At 36.9% G+C, this 18825-nt stretch carries 14 protein-coding genes and 1 pseudogene; 6 read left to right on the top strand and 9 right to left on the bottom strand.

Annotated elements, in window-relative coordinates:
• On the top strand, window positions 1-1093 hold a 1093-nt coding region (locus tag ACFIJR_RS07885), incomplete at its 5' end, for an autotransporter outer membrane beta-barrel domain-containing protein (protein ID WP_375653937.1).
• Between the two features lie 160 nt (window positions 1094-1253).
• Here the strand turns inward: ACFIJR_RS07885 and ACFIJR_RS07880 are convergent.
• The 3 genes from ACFIJR_RS07880 to ACFIJR_RS07870 are packed head-to-tail and all read right to left on the bottom strand — an operon-like array spanning window position 1254 to window position 4023.
• Complete coding sequence (locus ACFIJR_RS07880; RefSeq protein ID WP_375653935.1) at window positions 1254-2225, bottom strand: WD40 repeat domain-containing protein; 972 nt, start codon at window positions 2223-2225, stop codon at window positions 1254-1256.
• Between the two features lie 10 nt (window positions 2226-2235).
• Window positions 2236-3258: a CobW family GTP-binding protein gene (locus tag ACFIJR_RS07875; RefSeq protein ID WP_375627321.1), complete on the bottom strand. Its 1023-nt coding sequence runs from the start codon at window positions 3256-3258 to the stop codon at window positions 2236-2238.
• 21 nt (window positions 3259-3279) lie between these two features.
• Window positions 3280-4023, bottom strand: coding sequence for a creatininase family protein (locus ACFIJR_RS07870; protein WP_375626651.1), 744 nt, complete (start codon window positions 4021-4023; stop codon window positions 3280-3282).
• Window positions 4024-6321: 2298 nt separating this feature from the next.
• Here ACFIJR_RS07870 and ACFIJR_RS07865 point away from each other — a divergent pair.
• Entirely contained in the window at window positions 6322-6561 is a 240-nt protein-coding gene (locus ACFIJR_RS07865) for a hypothetical protein (RefSeq protein WP_375653934.1), read from the top strand.
• Between the two features lie 800 nt (window positions 6562-7361).
• Here ACFIJR_RS07865 and ACFIJR_RS07860 read toward each other — a convergent pair.
• Entirely contained in the window at window positions 7362-8696 is a 1335-nt protein-coding gene (locus tag ACFIJR_RS07860) for an NAD(P)H-dependent oxidoreductase (RefSeq protein ID WP_375653933.1), read from the bottom strand.
• A 163-nt stretch (window positions 8697-8859) separates the two neighbouring features.
• On the opposite strand from ACFIJR_RS07860, the gene ACFIJR_RS07855 reads away from it, so the two are divergent.
• A complete protein-coding gene (locus ACFIJR_RS07855) occupies window positions 8860-9339 on the top strand; it encodes a MaoC family dehydratase (protein ID WP_273723586.1) in 480 nt (159 codons plus the stop codon).
• A gap of 958 nt (window positions 9340-10297) precedes the next feature.
• Here ACFIJR_RS07855 and ACFIJR_RS07850 read toward each other — a convergent pair.
• Genes ACFIJR_RS07850 through ACFIJR_RS07840 form a run of 3 tightly spaced genes read right to left on the bottom strand, consistent with a single transcriptional unit; the run spans window position 10298 to window position 12830 of the window.
• The gene (locus tag ACFIJR_RS07850) at window positions 10298-10957 is read right to left on the bottom strand and encodes a methionine ABC transporter permease (protein ID WP_375626657.1); all 660 of its coding nucleotides are present in this window, start codon (window positions 10955-10957) and stop codon (window positions 10298-10300) included.
• Window positions 10950-11984, bottom strand: coding sequence for a methionine ABC transporter ATP-binding protein (locus ACFIJR_RS07845; protein WP_375626659.1), 1035 nt, complete (start codon window positions 11982-11984; stop codon window positions 10950-10952). The genes ACFIJR_RS07850 and ACFIJR_RS07845 overlap by 8 nt, the downstream gene beginning before the upstream one ends.
• Window positions 11985-12011: 27 nt before the next feature.
• Window positions 12012-12830 (bottom strand): MetQ/NlpA family ABC transporter substrate-binding protein, encoded by an 819-nt coding sequence (locus ACFIJR_RS07840; RefSeq protein ID WP_273723580.1) that lies wholly within the window; start codon window positions 12828-12830, stop codon window positions 12012-12014.
• A 503-nt stretch (window positions 12831-13333) separates the two neighbouring features.
• Here ACFIJR_RS07840 and ACFIJR_RS07835 point away from each other — a divergent pair.
• On the top strand, window positions 13334-13981 hold the full coding sequence (locus ACFIJR_RS07835; protein ID WP_375653931.1) for an SH3 domain-containing protein: 648 nt from the start codon (window positions 13334-13336) through the stop codon (window positions 13979-13981).
• A gap of 285 nt (window positions 13982-14266) precedes the next feature.
• On the opposite strand, the gene ACFIJR_RS07830 is transcribed toward ACFIJR_RS07835, so the two are convergent.
• Together ACFIJR_RS07830 and ACFIJR_RS07825 are read right to left on the bottom strand one after the other, a co-directional pair.
• Window positions 14267-15298, bottom strand: a complete 1032-nt coding sequence (locus tag ACFIJR_RS07830) for an aspartate-semialdehyde dehydrogenase (protein WP_375649278.1) — start codon at window positions 15296-15298, stop codon at window positions 14267-14269.
• A gap of 1254 nt (window positions 15299-16552) precedes the next feature.
• Window positions 16553-16933, bottom strand: a complete 381-nt coding sequence (locus tag ACFIJR_RS07825; RefSeq protein ID WP_375651969.1) for a helix-turn-helix domain-containing protein — start codon at window positions 16931-16933, stop codon at window positions 16553-16555.
• Between the two features lie 226 nt (window positions 16934-17159).
• On the opposite strand from ACFIJR_RS07825, the pseudogene ACFIJR_RS07820 reads away from it, so the two are divergent.
• Both ACFIJR_RS07820 and ACFIJR_RS07815 read left to right on the top strand, forming a co-directional pair.
• Window positions 17160-18327 (top strand): annotated as a pseudogene (locus tag ACFIJR_RS07820) (tyrosine-type recombinase/integrase).
• A 207-nt stretch (window positions 18328-18534) separates the two neighbouring features.
• The gene (locus ACFIJR_RS07815) at window positions 18535-18735 is read left to right on the top strand and encodes an AlpA family transcriptional regulator (protein ID WP_007347209.1); all 201 of its coding nucleotides are present in this window, start codon (window positions 18535-18537) and stop codon (window positions 18733-18735) included.
• Window positions 18736-18825 lie beyond the last annotated feature (90 nt).

Here is an 18825-nt window from a genome sequence, read left to right as displayed (position 1 = left end):
CTCTGTGCCTATTACACCAACACCTTCTCCGTCAGCGCCCTCTGATCTAAGTGATCCTATACCTACAGATCCTGTCCCCACTTCGCCTGTTCCTGTTAAGCCTGATATTCAGCCCGAAATGGGAATTAGGGCGGTTGTCCCACAGTTGCCAACTTATCTCCTTTTACCAAATGCGTTATTCCATGCCGGCTTGATGGATTTTGCCTCTCAAAATAAAAAATTGGAGGCAATACGAAGCTATTCTAGAGGTTCTTTGAAAAGTGATGAAAATCCAGCATTTTTTATCCGTGGTTATGGTGGAAGCTACCACTATGCTTCAAATCTTTCTGCTTTTGAATATGGCTATGGAGCAGAACTTGATTATAGTGCACTGGAAGCAGGCGTTTTGCTGAAAGAAATTGAGAGTTCAGAGAGTTGCACATTCTTTGGGGTCACGGGAACTTATGGAAACCTCTCTCTCCATCCTCTAAATGTTGAACAAAGCAAAAAGAGTCCATTTGATAAATGGTCCGTTGCTGCTTATGGAAGTTTACAGCATGATACGGGTTTTTATATCGATGGGGTATTATCGTATGGACTTTTTAAGGGAGATGTTTTGACACTAGCACGGGGCAAGGTTGTAGCGTTAAAGGGTAAACAGTTTAGCGGTTCTTTAACAAGTGGCAGAACGTTTGCAACAGGGTATAAAGGTGTTGTTTTTGATCCGCAGATTCAGGTTGTTTATCAGCATCTTCAGTTTAATCCGGCACATGATGTTGATAATATTGATGTTGATTTAGGAAAATTTCATCAATGGGTGGGGCGTGTTGGTGGGCGTTTAAGCAAGACACTTAATGTTTCTGAAAAGGGACGTGCCATTTCTTTTTATAGTAAGCTTTCTTATTTGCGTAGTTTTGAAGATAAGCAATTTGTTTCTTTTAAAAATGATTTCCAGTTAGGTGATTTTGGTTCTTCTTTAGAAGCGGGGCTTGGTTTTAATGCGCGTCTTTCTTCAAAACTTTCTCTTTATGGAGATATAACTTATCAGCATAAATTTAAGAAAGTTGGTTTTTCTGGAGCGAGTTTCTCAGCTGGTTTGCGCCATCTTTTTTGACAGAGTATGGTATGTCCTTTTATAAAAAGGCAGTAGAAAATGCTGCCTTTTACTTTATTAAAATCTTCTCTTATTTTTTAGAGAGGAAGATGGGTTTTATGCGCAATTGCTTCTGGAGGATTGTGCGGCTATCTTAGCTGTGATGGTTGTTGTTGTTTTCTTAAACAGAGATGTTGATAATACCACACTCACCATTTTCGCTACCAAAGGCAAGGTTGTGCCCTGTCTGATCCCAGTTGAGCGCTGAAATGGCGCTTTTTCCATAGCCTTTTAGAAGAACTTCTTTTCCATCGTGAAAATGTGCACACAAAATCATTCCATCATTGAAGCCTATTGCTGCAATTTCTTTGCGTGGGTGGCATGCAACGGTGCTGACAAGTGCATTTGCTCGTGTGCCCAGTTCTAATGGTGTTTTTCCCATGGGGCCATCTTTTGTATGAAAGGGCCAGACAATGGCTGCTGATGCACCGGATGTTGCTAACCATTTTCCCTTCACGCTCCAAGACCAGCTTTTGACTTTGCTTGGGTAGCCACTCATGCGGAGATGCTGATTATCAGTGAGACGCCAGCCATGGAGGGCGTTTTCTTGCATGGTAGAAATGACATAGCGGTTGTCTGGCGAGAAGGTGACGCCACAATGAGCTCCTTTCCATACCAATGTGGTGGGAGATATTTGCGTTGATAACCAATGAAGAGTAACTCCATTGTAATGGGCAACGGCAAGTCGTAAACCTTTTGGGGCAAAAGCGAGGCCTTCTACACTGCGTTCATGTGTGAGCTCTTGTCTTTCTTTTCCAACATCCACAAATGCGAAACGTGAGGAGGAAAAAGCAAAAACTTTCCGTGGTCCAAATGCAACATTGCTTATCCATTTGCCTTCCTGTTTGCCCAGTACTTTTGTATGACCATCTACTGTTGTTTGACAGACCTTTCCGTCTTCTCCACCTGTAATGATAGCTGTGTTATCATGGGAAAAATGGCTAGAAATTATTCCTTGGTGAACTTCAATGTTTTGTGGGATTGGGTTTAAAAAAACAATGAAACCTTCGACCGAGACAAAAGCTGGTTTATTATCAATAAAACCGCAGGAAAGACAATAATTTTGTAAATTGTAATTGGTAATGCTTGGCATTTTTACTCGCTTATGCACAATTTTCAAAACCGGTTTTCAGTTTTTCGGCATCAAGGGTACGGCCAATAAAAACAAGTCGACTTTCACGTTTTTCATCTTCACGCCATGGACGTTGGTGCTGTCCTTCAAGGATCATGTGTATGCCTTGAATGACATAACGATCATCGTCTCCTTGAAATGCGATAATACCTTTTAAACGCAAAATATCAGGACCTTGTTGTTGCGTGATCTGTTGAATCCATGGGAAAAATTTTTCTGGTTGAAGGGCACCTGTTTTTAAACTTACAGAGGTTATTGTAATATCATGAATGGTGGATTTGTGGTGATGTACATGATCATGATTACAATCGGGACCACAGACATGGTCTGCGTGCTGATGGTCAAGAAAATGGGGATCATTATCTAAAGTGCGTTGGAGATCAAAGGAACCTCGATCGAGGAGTTTATCAAGAGGGATGTTAGCGCGCTCTGTTGCGTAAATTATGGCTCTGGGATTAATTGCAAGAATGAGCGATTGCGCGTGTGCACGTTCTTCTTCGCTGACAAGATCAATTTTATTTAAGAGAACAATATCAGAGAAAGCAATTTGTTCTTCAACTTCACGACTTTTTTTCAGTTGAGAGGGCAAATGCTTTGCATCAACGACCGCGATAACACTGTCGAGAGCTGTTTTTTCATGGACCGTATCATCCATGAAAAAGGTCTGTGCTACGGGAACGGGATCTGCAAGTCCTGTCGTTTCTATAATGATCGCATCAAATCGATGAGAACGTTGCATCAGACTTTCCAGAATGCGAATAAGATCACCACGCACAGTGCAGCAAACACAGCCATTATTCATTTCATAAATTTCTTCATCTGATTCAATGATCAGGTCATTATCAATACCAATTTCACCAAATTCATTGACAATGACGGCATAACGTTTGCCATGATTTTCACTGAGAATGCGGTTGAGAAGGGTAGTTTTTCCTGCACCAAGATAGCCTGTGAGAACCGTAACGGGAAGTTTTTTGGGGTGTGTTGTTTCCATGGAGAGACCTTTTATTGTTCTTTATTGCCATGTATTTATTTTAAATCGATTGATATCATCAAGTAAACCACGAAGCCCACAAAGAACATGAGAGAAAATTGCTTCACCGGCTTGCGGTGTTGCTTTGCTTGCGTTTCCTGCTGCACCTTGCGTATTTAGATCTCGCATTGTCCACCCAAAGGCATGAGGACCATAAGCGCGTAAATACTGATAGTTGGCAATCATATCAGCTTGCTTATTATAAAAATTTTCTGCTTTCTCCATATGCACTTTTTCGGGTGCTAAATAGAGCATGAGAGAGGTTTCGATAAATCCTCCATGGATATCAAGATGCTGTTGAGACGGTGCCATTAAACCTTGCGGTAGGCCAAAACGACTCCAACTTGTTGCTACCGCAAGCATTGAAAAACGCCTCCGTAATTCGGTGATAACAATGCTCATTAAGGGTGAATTGCCTCCATGGGCATTGAGAAGAAGAAAACGCTTTATTCCTTTGCGATAGCAGTTTTCACCAATGCTTATCCATCGCTCAATAGCATCAGAAAAGGTAAGGGTTTGTGTGCCTGTAACATCCATATGTTCTATAGAATAGCCAATCTTTTCAACCGGTAAAAGTGCTATATGAAATTGCTCTTTTGTTTGTAAAGTGAGGGCTTTTGCAAAAGCTTCAGCAATGATCCAGTCGGTTTCGAAGGGAAGGTGCTCTCCGTGATATTCGTGTGCGCCCAAAGGTAAAAGAGCGAGAAAAGGCGTGTCAGATACCATAAATTATTGCCCAAAAGAGAAGTTAACACAGAAAAAATGATCAAAAGTGCTGTCACTATTTAATCTATCTATAAGAGAAACGCAAATAGGCGTCTTTTTACATCACATATGGATGCTATAAAAATGAGAGCTTTGTCAAACAATAGTGAAGATTTTATTGAGCAAAGCCAACTCAAATTTTTTGTAATATGAGGCGAGCTTTCTAAAGATAGCTATCTTTGGTAAGATTTTCTGATTCATATTCTCATTTTTAATAAGTAAATATTCATACAGATTAAATACTTCACATCATGTAATGAAAAATAATTTTTTCATTGTTTATTGAAAGCGCAATTTTTTCTGTAAGTTGTATATTCTTCTTTTTACTATGGAGCGAGGATAACAAAACTATTTCTATTGTTGCAATAGTACAGACTTTGGTTGCAATCAGGAGTTCTAAATTCTTAATTCAAGTATCTGTATAGTACAAAAGAATAGAATTTTTTTTGATTGATTTTACTTTGGATAGTGTCTTAACAGACTTTAGTGTTCATGAGAAAAAATGAATATAAAGGGAAAAATTCACGTAAGATGAACTTGAATCTCAGAGAGCTCGATGAGTTTATAAGATGATTCAAGAAGAAATACCGTTGGATACATGATAAACAGAACGCTATTGTGTTGCACATTGATACGCTTGTTTTAAAGAAACCTTTCTCAAGGTATCCAAGCCTATTTTGTGATACTGTTCGTGAATGGTATAATGGTAAATCCTCATAATATAAAATATATTGTACTTCACTATCTTTACATTTTTAAATTAAAAAGGGGCTCCACCATTCACTTTTCCAGTTTTCAATACTGTGTTAACCGCGCTTGATATTTAAAATATCTCATAAGTGATATTTTCCTTTCTTCAAGTGTGTTTACACACACACATCGTTTTCTTTTGTGCTTTGAAAGCGAAGAATATTGATTAATTCAATATAAACAGCGTTAAAATTAAGAGAATCCTATAATAGTCAGCTCTGTCATTCAACATGCAAAACAATAAATTATTATTATAGATGAGTATTCTGCTATTAAAATGATCGGTTGGTAAATTTATCATTTAATATCATTTTTCTTTCAAGCATTTGATCAATTATTTATTTTGTACAAATTGCAGACAGTTATGTGAATATTGCCAAAAATTTATTTCAAAGAGAATTTTTTTATTAATACAGAGTAAATATAAATAGGGCTGTGCTCTACAATATTGAAGAAAAATATGGAATAAAATTTATGAAAATTAAGAAAGAAAATTGTTTTTCAGTATTTTGGGGGATCATCTCATTTTTTATGACTCTCTTTTTATTTAATTTTAGGTAGTTTGTTGGTGCTCTATTGTTGCTTATAATGTTTTTGTAAATCTGATAGATTTACTTATTTTATGCGTTTGTTTTGTTAGGTTTGAATGTCAATATTTTGAGTTTTTATGCTGTATGAGATAAAGGGGCTGAATTACCTTTTGAAGATGCTATGCGCTATTTTTCTTTATATATCAGTAAAAGTTGAGAATTATTTTATTAACGTCTTTTCTATTTGAAAATAGATATCTTAATTTCTTTTTACATTTTATAACTGTTTTATAGAAAAATAATACAATATTTTAATGTTTATTTATTATGATATATTTGTTTTATATCGAGTTTTTTATTCGCTATCAATTTTATTTTCAAGTTTATTGATGAGCGATATAATAAAAATCCATTAATTACTATTTCATTTGTATATTTATTGAAAATAATATATGATAATTATCATTATAATGGCGGTTTTTAATGTTATAGTTCTTTAAAATTTAATTACATTTTAAATTATTTATAAAAGTTCTATTATATAAATTTTCAAATGAATTTATTTTTTTAATCTTTATTATAATAAGCAATTTGACAAATTTTTATTATTTTGAAGTAGATAAATAACAATGACAATATCTTACTGTTAAGATATTAGTTATTATAGTGTAAAATGAATAAATTATTTTTATCATTTTATGTTTTATATCTTTACATGTAATACACAATGTGTTATATAATATAATTACATATAATATTTTATTATGTGCAATTATATAAATGATTAAATATAAGTTTTGGTTTTTATATATGTGAATATTCTTTCATTTTTTCAGTGAAGAAAAGAGGAGCAAAGAAAGCTATGTTTAAAATATTTAAAAATCGTGTATGTTCATTTACTTTTACACTATTTATTCTCTTTTTTGTACAAACTATAGAGGGAAATGCAAGTTTTGTAAAAAATCAATTTCAAGAGAGAATGGCAGTTACTATTTCTACACTAGAAAAAGATGTAGCTATTAAAGCTGTGGATAGAGCTGTTATTCAAGGCGTTGAGGAACAAGATGGCATTGCTTTGGGGAAAGCTGAAAAAACTGCTGCCTTTTCAGGTGCAGCCTGTTGGGGGGGAATAGGTATTTTATCACTTCTTGCTTCTTTATGTGTTGGGGATGTATTAGGTGCTGTTATATCTCTTTGGGGAATATTCACTACACTTTAGTAAAAAGATCATCGACAAAGTCTATGATCTTTTTGTTCGCCTCATGATTTTGAAAAAATAAATATTTGAAATTATTTATACTGTATTGGATAAAAAATTACTATTCTTAATAATAAATATAGTTTTATTAACATTATTAAAGTTCAAGATCCTACATTTATGTTTTTTTACAAAATAGAGTAACCTGATTTTTTACAGTTTATGTTTATTCTCTAGTAATAAGGTTAGTATACTCATTATCTTTATCAGCTTTTTAATATTGTCTATCTTCTCTCATATGAAGATTATTCATCAAAGGCATATTTTATCCTTTTTAAATTTTTTGATTTTTTATAAGAGAACAAAATAAAAAGATCCCTGTATTCATAGCTCTTATGCAATAAGAAAAATGATAAATTATTATTTCAAATTTGTTTATGTTAAATCCATCAAAAGTATTTTTACGTATCACAAGTTGCGTTCGTGTATGGATAAAATTATTAAAAAAAAAGAGTAAAAATTATTCTTATGAATCATCTCTAAGGTCCAAGGGCTGTCGTAATATTGACCAAATAAATGATGATGCCGGTTTGTATTTTTATAGAGTAAAGATAGTGATACACAATGAATCTTATGCCATATCATGGGGTGGTTTATATTGTAGCATTTACGCGCCATATTGTGAGAGGGAAGTGGTGATATGCATCGTTAAAAAATGCCTTTATTAAAACACAAACACTTGTGTTTGCGATACAAGTGCATTCTGGGTTGTTCTGTTGTGTGAGGCAAAGATACTGTTAAGTGAGGTAATTAAGGAGTGTTTATAGCTTAGCGGAAGAAGGGCAATGAAGTAAAAGGTCTTGTTTAGCACGAAGACGTGCAATCCATTGATCTTCACGAATAGCAGTATTATGTAGTGTAATGAGTTCGTTTTTTTTAATTTCAGCTGTTACTGTTGCTTTTTCTAAAAGACCACAAGGAATGGCGTGGTGAGCGCGTGCTTCTGCGATGTTCATTATCCAAGCGCGATAAGTATAAAGACCGATAAAGTCTAGCTGATCACCTGGATGTAAATCTTTTTTAGCAACAGCACAGACTTCTACTACGGGATGGCTAAAAGGAGCCATATCTTTTTTGCCATAAAGCATAACGCGTGCGCAGGTGAGGGGAACTTCCATTGCTGTTAAATGATAGGGACGGTGAAAGGTGAAATAAGGCCCCTGACCAATTTTTAAATCTTCCATACGTTCGCGTAAACGTGGGTGCGCTATTTCTGCAATGACAAAGACACCTGGAGAAACACCTTGGCCTGTTGAATAATCTACAATACCATATCGCTGCAAAATGCCTCCATCTTGTTTTGGGATAAGCACTTTGTTTAGATCTTGCAGCGCCGCTTGTGGTCCATGCATTCCTGGGCAATCGGGGAGAAGTCCAGTGGCATTGGCAATTGCTGCCATTTCAACCATCGTTTTGGAACCATCAATAAATTCAACCAACATGCGCACATTCATATTACGCCGGAATGCTTCTTCTTCGTAAGCATCAGGTGTAGCATCAAAGCGCAGAGGATTATTTTTTCCTTTACCTGCTGCAACAACCTTATGTCCAAGGGCTGAAACAAATTCTATGAGTTCCATACAAGAAGTTGGTTCATCTCCGGCACCAAGTGTATAAATGAGCCCTCGTTTCTCTGCTTCATGTTTGAGATAAGCGCCAATTGTAACATCTGCTTCAACATTCATCATGACAAGATGTTTGTTATTTTCAAGCGCTTTGATACCAATTTCTGCTCCTGCTTCGGGATAGCCTGTTGCATCAACGATAATATCAATTTGTTCATGACGTAAAACAAGGTTAATATCATCTGTTGCTGCAATCAAATTTTTTTCAATGCTTTGCGTGAGAGCATAAGTATTTTCAACTTCACAGGCATGTCCATCCTCGCCATAGGCTATTGTAGCGGCATCAAAAATACGTGACGGCGTCCTAGTGGCTACTGCAGCGACTGTTATACCATCCATATGCGCGATACTTGATAATAAATCTGTGCCCATTTCACCACAACCAATCAGTCCAATACGGATGGGGGGATGCTTTTCTGCACGTTGTTTTAAATCATGCGCTAAACCTGTTAGGTTCACATTGCTTGCCATTCTTTTTTCCCATTTGAAAACTATTCTGCTAAAGAATTTTTCTCATTCATAAGGTGCATTTGTTTTTAAGACAATTAATCTTTTATTCTTGATGCTCTAATCAATGGATTTTATAAAAGCAAGAGGGGTGGTTGTTTTTATCAAGTAAAATAGGAATAGCGTTATGCAGCAAAAAATAGCAATACAAGATGTTACCAGTTTTATTGGGAAAGAAGTGGGATTATCGGGGTGGCGTCTTGTTACACAGGATATGATTAATCAGTTTGCATGCGCTACAGATGATCATCAATGGATACACGTTGATGAGGAAAAGGCTAAAAAGACACCTTTTGGAGGCACAATTGCTCATGGGTTTTTAACATTATCGCTTTTATCTACGCTCGCTTATGAGGCTCTTCCAGAGTTGGAGGGAAGCACAATGGGGATTAATTATGGTTTCGATAAAGTACGCTTCATGAGTCCTGTGAAAACAGGGGTACGGGTACGTGCGCGTTTTGTGTTAGATGATGCAGAAATTCGCCCTTCTGGTCGAGTGGTTTTCCATTATGGGGTTACGGTAGAAATTGAACAGTTAAAAAAACCAGCTCTTACGGCTCAATGGCTTATTGTGGCAGTGATGGGGGAAAAATCTTCCAATATCTAGATTAGTTTGAGTACTTTATTTTATAAAATTTTTGTACAATTCTATTAGAAGTTTCTTCAATGATAATATTGAGAATAATCTATAGGGTGATAGATATCCTGGAGCTATCATAGCGTTTATAGCCATAGTAGATTGCTATCTTTCCTAGATCGTTTTGAAGAGGAGTTTCCTAGTGAAGATAGTGCATTGCTTCACGCTTTTGTTTATAGCATTCTTTAATGGTATCACAGCTCTCACATAAAACAGAATGTTTCAAATGGAATATACTTGCGTTGCTAATTCACGGGCTTATTTTAAAGAAACATCTCTCAACGCTTGTCACACCCATTTCGCAATGGCGCCTGTGAAGAGTATAACGGTAAAGCCATTGAGCATCCCTATATCTTTATGCTTGTGAAGAAGAAAACCGGTACTATCATATTATATGCTAGCACCTTATATGCTAGCACCCAATGTTAAGACAGGTCTTGGTGCTTGAGATAATTCATAAGAGGCACGCCTTCCTTTCTTGTATAGTTTTTACTCACACGGCTCTTCCCGCTTGTAACATGCAAGCGAGAGGTTTTGATTGATTCGATATGGAACAAATTTTGAATGAGAGAATCTTACGGTATTCAGAATTCTCATTCAATATGAATAACGTCATATTATCACTATAAATTCAATATGTTATCTAAGGTTGGGAAAGGTCGTGACCAATGTCTTAATTTGACATGATAATTTATCATTTTTATGTTAAGAGAGAGTCTCACATACTGTGAGATCTCTCATTTTATTCCCTTTTATATTCAATCCGTTAAAACTATTTTCTTTCATGTTACAAACGGATGGGGAGAGATAAAAACTGTTTAAGAAAAAAGTTCCTAATCTCTTATGAGCGTTTTCGATAGGCAAGGGTTGTTGCACTTGGAAAGTGGCAAAGAGGATGATGGTACTGGTATGTGAAATTCTAAGTCTTTTAATGTTTTGTTTTATCAAGTTTTTGTACGATTTTATCAGAAGTCCATTGGGTTATAATATTGAGCATGATCAAAAGAATGATGACAATGGTCATGATGAAGGTATTATAGCGTTGATAGCCATAGCGGATTGCCATATCCCCTAAACCGCCTCCACCAAGATATCCAGCAAGTGAGGTGGCTCCTATGAGAGAAATGACCATGACTGTAAAACCTGTAATCAGGCTAGGGAGAGCTTCAGGAATAAGAACATGTCTGATAATTTGAAGACGGCTTGCGCCCATAGAGCGGATCGCTTCAATGAGACCGTTTTCAACGGTTTTAAAAGAGAGTTCCGCCATGCGTGCATAAAAAGGGATAGCTGAAATGGTCAGTATAAAAATTACAGCAGGCATTCCTATCCCTCTTCCTACAACGATACGCGTAACGGGAAGAAGATAAAATGCAAGAATAATAAAGGGAATGGCACGAATACTGTCAATGATGATGCTTAAAGGGCGATTGATGAGAGATGAGGAAAAAATCCCCCCACGTGCTGTTGTGTGAAGAAGAAGACCAAGGGGAAGTCCTATAATAAATGCCATAAAAGAAGCACTAAGTGTCATCAATATTGTATCAATAACAGCTTGGGGAAGTTCATGAGACAAAACATTAAACATAACCTAACACCTCGCAATATCGTCCTTTTTCTGTTAACCATTGAACGGCTTTTTTTAAAGCTTCTTTATCTTGAGCAGGAAGAGCAAGGAAGAGGCGCCCGATGGTTTCGCCTTGGACTGTATCAATGCCACCATGGAGAATACGTGCTCTTAAACCACTCTCATTTTCTAGAAGATGAAGAAAAGGTTGTTGGGCGATTTCGCCGGCAATATTGATTTCAATGACAGCTTCTCGCCCGATTGGTTTGAGATTTTTCGCAAATTTTTCAGGAAGTTGCGGGGTGACAAGCTTGAGCATGGCTATGGTTGTATCGTCTTGCGGTGATGTAAAGATGTCTTTCACACGTCCTTCTTCTACGATGTTCCCCTGATTAAGAACAACAACGCGATGCGCTATGGTGCGCACAACTTCCATTTCATGGGTGATGAGCACAATCGTGAGATTGAGGTGTTTATTAATATCAGCAAGGAGCTCTAGAATAGATTGTGTTGTTTCAGGGTCAAGAGCAGAGGTGGCTTCATCTGATAACAATATTTTAGGATTAGCAGCGAGCGCACGAGCAATGCCAACGCGTTGTTTTTGTCCCCCTGACAATTGTGCCGGATAACAATATTCCTTTCCATATAACCCAACCAATTCAATCAGTTCAAGGGCACGTTTGTGGCGTTGTTTTTTACTTACACCACTTAATTTAAGCGGCAATGCAATGTTATCAAGAATATTTTGCGATGAGAGAAGGTTGAAATGTTGAAAAATCATCCCAATTCGTTGACGGTAAGGCGCCCACTCTATCTCTGATAGATTTGAAATATCAACACCTTCAAAAAAAATGGACCCTGCATCAATCTTCTCTAACCCATTTAAACAGCGGATAAGTGTTGATTTTCCTGCTCCACTGCGCCCAATAACCCCAAGGATTTCACCAGCATGGATATTTAAAGAGAGATTATTAATTACCGGAACACCAGCCGTTTTGTTAAAACAACGGCTGATGTTTTTTAAGGAGATAAGAGTAGGTTTTTCCATTCACAATTACTCGGATATTTGGCACAATTACCAAGAAGTTTGGGCGGTTTTGCCAAAAATCTCTTTTATTTTTGCACGGATGAGATCGTTGTTGTAAGCGGCAACTAATTTTTTAACCCATGGCTCATCTTTTTCGCTCGTGCGTACAACGATGATATTATCATAAGGATTATTTTTTGCACTCTCCCATGCGACGACATCTTTTTCGAAGTTTAATCCGGAAACAATAGCCCAGTTTGTGTTTATAATTGCAAGATCAAAATCGTCAATAGCTCGCCCTAACATACCAGCATCGAGCTCACGAATTTGCAGGTTTTTAGGATTTTCGATAATATCAAGTGGAGATGCAAGAATATTATGAGGATCTTTTAACTTAATGAGACCTAAAGAATTGAGAAGAAGTAAGGCTCTTCCACCATTAGACGGGTCGTTCGGAATACCAACATGTGCACCATCACGTAGATCTTTTAAGTCTTTGATTTTGTGCGAATAAACACCAATTGGAGCAATAAAAGTATAGCCAACAATTGAAAGTTTATAGCCACGTTGTTTCATTTGTTCATTAAGATAAGGGGCGTGCTGAAAAGCATTCGCATCGATCTCTCCTGCGTTAACAGCGTCATTAGGCAAAGCGTAATCAGAAAAATAAACGAGTTCAATATCTAAACCGGATTTTTTAGCCTGCTCAGCAGCAGTTTTCCAAATAATCGCATCCCGCCCTTCCATAATACCAAGTTTGATTTTTGATTTGTCTGTAGCCATGACGCAAGCAGTAGATAAAAAAAGTGCAAAGAGAGAGAGGAATAATCCTATAATCTGACTGCGAGAAAAAATTTTTAATGTCATGTGCTTTTAACTTTCTTTTCCAAGAGATTTTTTGAGGGAAGTTTCAATATACTCTGTATTTTTTTAGGAAGATTTAAAGTTATACAAGCTTTAGAGAATATTCAATCACTTTTATTTTTAAAAGATTATTATTTTTCCTTTTATTTTTAGTATTTTGGGGGCGTATCATCATTCATTCTCTGTAATTCAGGCAATCAATTCTTTTATTGCAATCATTTGTTGAGGGAACCAATAACACTTTAAAAACTTCTTTAAAGGACGATTGGTTGAAGAACCAAACAATCAGATGATGCTTTAGGCGTAAATTCATGAAGAACATACTGCGCAACCAAGATCAAAAGTCCGTGTTCGTGTAGAGGGGGGAATAAAGAGAGATTTTGTTGCAATGTTGTGGGGTCTTTTTGGCGGGAAATAAAGGTTGCTGATCATTGGATTTAAACGCGGCAAATTTTTGCAAAGGCGAAATTTTGCCCTTCACATGTTTTGAGAGAGGAAGAAAAATAATGTTAAGAAAGAAATTTTTATCAACAACAATGATTTTATGGGCTTTGGGAGCGTCGGGGGTGGTTGTGACTGCTTCTCACGCGGAAGCTGGAACCATTGCTGGAACAGTTGCTCGTGTTGCATCAGGTCAGGTATCTTTACGCACAGGTCCTGCAACAGCTTATAAAGTGATCACAATGGTTCCAATGGGAGCAAAAGTGCAAATTTATGGCTGTTTATCCAATAAAACTTGGTGTTCTCTTGGTTATCATGGAAAAGTTGGTTGGGCATCTGCACGTTATGTCAATGTTAGCGATGTTCCTACCATTGCTTTTACAAAGATGCCAGTAAAGCCAAATGCTATGATAAAATCGTCACAAGTAAAAAAAGAAAAAGTAAAACAGGTTGTTTCCGATTTTAAAGTTCTTTCGGCGATTCAAAAAACACGGAAAAATATGCAAAAACTATACAGAACAGATATGATTATCGATTCTACAGGTGTCAAGAAAAGGGATGAACGAACAATTTTAAATCCGTCGCCAAAAGCACAAGAAGTCTCTGTAAAGCGCGTGAATGCTTATAACCCCTTGTTTCCTGATAATGTCAATTACAAAAATTTTGAACGTAACGAAACGCGTTACCGTGTTGTGACCTATCCTGCTCGATAAAGGTAAAGTTAATTTCACAACCGGAATGACAAAAAGGATCAGCAGCATGAAGCAAAAAATGCTTATGCTGCTAATCCTATTCTACGATAAAATGGCATTAAGGTGGCGATGATTAACTTAAGGCGGCAAGGTATATTATGGATATTCAGAGTAAAATTGTTAATATCCCGAATCACAGTCCTTTAAAATGGCGATATGAATCCTCAGCAGGAGATAAGATCCTGCTGAAGAGAAACCGGACTTTTGACAGACCGGCGAGGGCTCTTCATCCTTTTGGACAGGGCGTTAATTTGCGGACTTAGGCTTTATCAAATTACGAGAAATGAGCAATTCAGCAATTTGAACGGCATTCAATGCTGCTCCTTTTCTTAAATTATCGGCGACAACCCAGAAAGCTAAACCATTTTCAACGGTGATATCTTCACGAATGCGGCTAATAAAGGTGTCATCTTCTCCTGTACATTCATAAGGTGTGGTATAGCCACCATCTTCGTGTTTATCGATAAGCTGACAACCGGGAGCATCGCGGAGAAGCGCTTGTGCTTCAGATACGCTTAGTGGTTTTTCAAATTCAACATGGACAGCTTCGGCATGACCGATAAAGACAGGGACCCGAACAGCAGTGGCCGTTAACTTAATCTTCGGATCGAGAATTTTCTTTGTCTCAGCAGTCATTTTCCATTCTTCTTTTGTATAACCATCTTCCATGAAAACATCGATATGAGGAATGACATTAAAGGCAATGCGTTTAGTGAATTTTTTTGATGTAATTGGGTCAGCAACAAAAACTGCACGTGATTGTTCGAAAAGTTCATCCATTCCTTCTTTACCAGCTCCAGAAACCGATTGATATGTAGAGACAACAACACGTTTAATGATTGCAGCATCATGGAGTGGTTTTAAAGCTAAGACCAGTTGAATTGTTGAACAATTAGGGTTTGCTATAATATTACGTTTAGAAAAGGCATTTATAGCTTCGGCATTGACTTCAGGGACGATCAACGGAACATTGGAATCATAGCGCCATGTGGAGGAATTATCGATGACGACACAGCCGGCAGCAGCGATTTTAGGAGCATATTCTTTGGAAATGCTCCCTCCCGCAGACATAAGACAAAAATCTGTGTCAGAAAAATCGTAAGTATCCAGTGCTTTTACTTTTAAAGTTTTATCTCCATAAGAAACTTCTTGTCCTAATGAGCGTCGTGATGCTAGAGGGACAATTTCATGCGCAGGAAAACCACGTTCCTCTAAAATTGTAAGCATTTCACGACCAACATTTCCGGTTGCGCCGACAATTGCAATTTTAAAACTCATTTTCTATATACTCCTCATGTCTCTCCACGTTTATTCCCCGTGCTATACTCAGGAGAGAGTGAGTTGGTCAAGGAACATCATTAAATTATATTTTTGATTTTCAACAACTCAATTTTGTGCACACCAATCATCATCGTCAGCACAATAAATTGTTTTATTTCAAATGATAAGTCTTTTTTAATCTTTCAGAATTGAAAAAATTGAATATTGTACGCTAAACTATTAGCTCGTTAGAGAGCACTTTAATTAAGTGAATTCTTTATCTTCTGTCAATGTTTACCTTTACACTTTTGAATTTTTTAAGGATGGTATTACGTATCGCGTTGGGGGAATCTTTTAATACTCTATCTGTTAATTGTTGAATTATTTGATCTTCTCCCTATGCCTTTAAAAGCGAAGCTTCCTATTCAGTCTGTAAACAGCCAGATTCTAGCGGTACTTTTAGCAGCTTCCCATTTTTCACTTGAAACTTAAGGCTCAATAAGAAAGCCTAAAAATATTTAAAAAGACATTTAGCATCTAAAAACATTTGAATGTTTCAAGGAGGTATGCATGCTTCATATTTTCATACCTTAAATGATAGAATTTATGGCACAACAAGATAAACTTAAGTATCCATTATATAAATAAATTCTTATGAAAGTTATACATATAGTTTTTTCGTGTCTGTTTTTTACTTTAATCCTGTTATGCTATAAAATATCGTCATTTGAAGTATGGTGGTATAAGATCTTTAAGCTTTCTTGATATATTTAAGTGTTTTTTAGTGTGTGTGAATATTCGTAGGCTTGTTTGGCGAGCCTTTTGTTTCAAGTGGATTATATCAGTGGAAAGCCGTTGAACACCCCCATGTTTAATAAAAGAGTAAGTTAGCATCATCATACATTTTTCCGGCATTCAATGCGGCTACAGTTCTTGGTATGTGAGACGATTCAATTAAGAGATATGCCTTTTTTGTACATTTTTACTCACACGCCAACTCTGCTTGTAATGTGCAAATAAATGATTTTGATTGATTCAATATAGAACAAGTTTGAAATGAAAGAATTTTATGATATTTGAGACACTTATTCAATATACATAACGTTAGATTATCATTATAAATCAAAGCGCTATTGCTAAGTTAAACTCGTTAGAATTCGGACTATTTACAGACCAGATTAGATTTAAGAATTTTCGTTCTCATAAGGTGTGTGGAGACAGTCAAAATTCTTTTCAATGTTATTAAGGACGTTGATTGTTCTTTCAGTGAACTTATGAAAATAAGGGATCATTTTTTTCACCAGAAATTAACTGCAAAATAGCTCGTTGTTTTTTGCGGGTTAGCATTCTAAAACTTTGCAAAAGTAAATATTCTGCTTTGCTTTCTATTCTGTCATCACAATGATAGAGGGGATCTTCTTTTTTTGTGCTATCAGCATAAAAGAAGGAAACGGGAACATCTAATATATGAGCAATTTCTTGTAAACGTCTTGCACTTACGCGATTTAAACCTTTCTCATACTTTTGAATTTGTTGAAACGTTACGCCCAAATGACTCCCTAATTGTTTTTGAGAAAAACCCATGAAGTTTCTTCTAAAGCGAATTTTTTTGCCTAAAGAAATGTCATAAAAATGTAGACTTTTGGCTTGCACTTTGCTCCCCCTCCGGTTGCGAGCGCCCTCGCATTAGTATTCCGGGGTCTGGCAACACATTGATTTATAATAATAAATCATCCTTTTTCAACTTGAATCATAACTCCGAATATAGTAAGATTTTCTCATCACAAACCCTCTCAGATTGAATCAATTAATATCACTTGCTTGCACGTCAAAAGCGGGGCTGGTTTGTGGGTAAAAATGAGGAAAGAAAGGAGTAAAAATGCCTCTTATGAATCGTCTTAATGCAAGGGCTGTCGCAACATTGGGGGCTGGCAAATAGTGTGATGGTGGCCGGCTTGCTTCTCCATAAGCGTAAAGATGGTGGTGCTCAATGGCTTTATCGTTATACCATTCATGGTCGGCGCCGCGAAATGGGCTTGGGTGCGTTGCGAAATGTTTCTTTAAAAAAAGCCCGTGAATTAGCAAATCAATGGCGTTCTGTTTTGCATGAGGGTCGTGACCCTATTAAAGAACGCGATAAACAAAAGCGTGAGGCAATAAGCAATCTTCATTACTTAAAAGATATTGCTTTAGATACTTTTGAAAGTCGGAAATCTGAGTTAAAAGGGGATGGTAAAGATGGGAATTGGTTTGCACCTTTACGCCTACATATTCTCCCTAAATTAGGCTGTCTGCCTGTTTCTGAGATTACACAAACAGAGATACGCAATGTTCTTGCCCCTATTTGGCATTCAAAAGCTGGAACAGCTAATAGAGCTCTTACCCGTCTTAATCTTTGTCTCAAACATGCGGCTGCCTTGGGTTTGAATGTTGATTTACAAGCAACAGAAAAAGCACGCGCGCTCTTAGGTAAACAACGTCATAAAACACAAAATTTACCAGCAATGGATTGGAAAGATGTTCCGGCTTTTTATAAAACACTCTGTGAAGCATCGACCATAACACAACTGGCTTTGCGTTTGCTTATTCTGACAGGCGTTCGTACCAATCCTTTACGTCATATTCATAAAGATCAAGTTGAGGAGAATATATGGACCATTCCTGCTGAAAATATGAAAGGAAGGCGTGATGCTACAACAGAATTTCGCGTGCCTCTATCAACAGAAGCATTAGAAATTCTAAAACAAGCGCGCTTGCTCTCTCGTAATGATTTCTTTTTTTCTGCTACCGGTCGCGGTCCCCTTGCTGATAGTTGTATGGCAAAGTATATGAGAGAGAATAAGATTGATGCCTGCCCCCATGGATTTCGCTCTAGTTTACGCAATTGGCTTGCTGAAACAACCGATGCCTCCTATGAGGTCGCTGAAACCATTCTAAGTCATACAGTAGGAGGTAAAGTAGAGCGTGCCTATCGTCGGACTGACTATTTAGAACAGCGCCGCGTTTATATGGATAAATGGGCGGCTTATGTCACGGGTCAATCTTAAGATATGGGGTGAATAACCCCATGATCTGTGGATAACTTTCTCTCTCTTGTCTCTCATTCTTTCTCAATAAGAGTCATAAATTATCACATCAGAAATTGTATGATAAAATATTGTTTTCTATAAATAAAACATCTTTCTAAATGAACCAAAATGTGGTTAATAAATAGTTATGATTTGTTACCATTTTTTGATAGAAAGGATTTTAGTATGACAGAAAATGATATTCTTTTGACAGACCGTGAAAGTGCAAAATTGCTTCATATGAGTGTCTCAACTTTCCGCCGTCATGTTACCAATGGCTCTCTCCCAAAACCTTTAAAATTTGGTTTTTTATCCCGTTGGTTACAATCGGATCTTTTGAATGTAATCGAACAAGCAAAACAGCAACGTCAAAGTGACGCGGCATAAAAAAACCTTGTCACGTAAGGACGGACAAGGCTTTCTCAAACTCATCACCCTAGAGATAGCACAATCCGTCCTATGACGCAACGTTATAGG

It is taken from the genome of Bartonella sp. OD88NMGDW (genome assembly GCF_042193775.1).
GTDB lineage: Bacteria > Pseudomonadota > Alphaproteobacteria > Rhizobiales > Rhizobiaceae > Bartonella > Bartonella grahamii.
The sequence above is the reverse complement of the archived record's forward strand: the minus strand, read 5'-3'. Positions and strand labels throughout refer to the sequence as shown.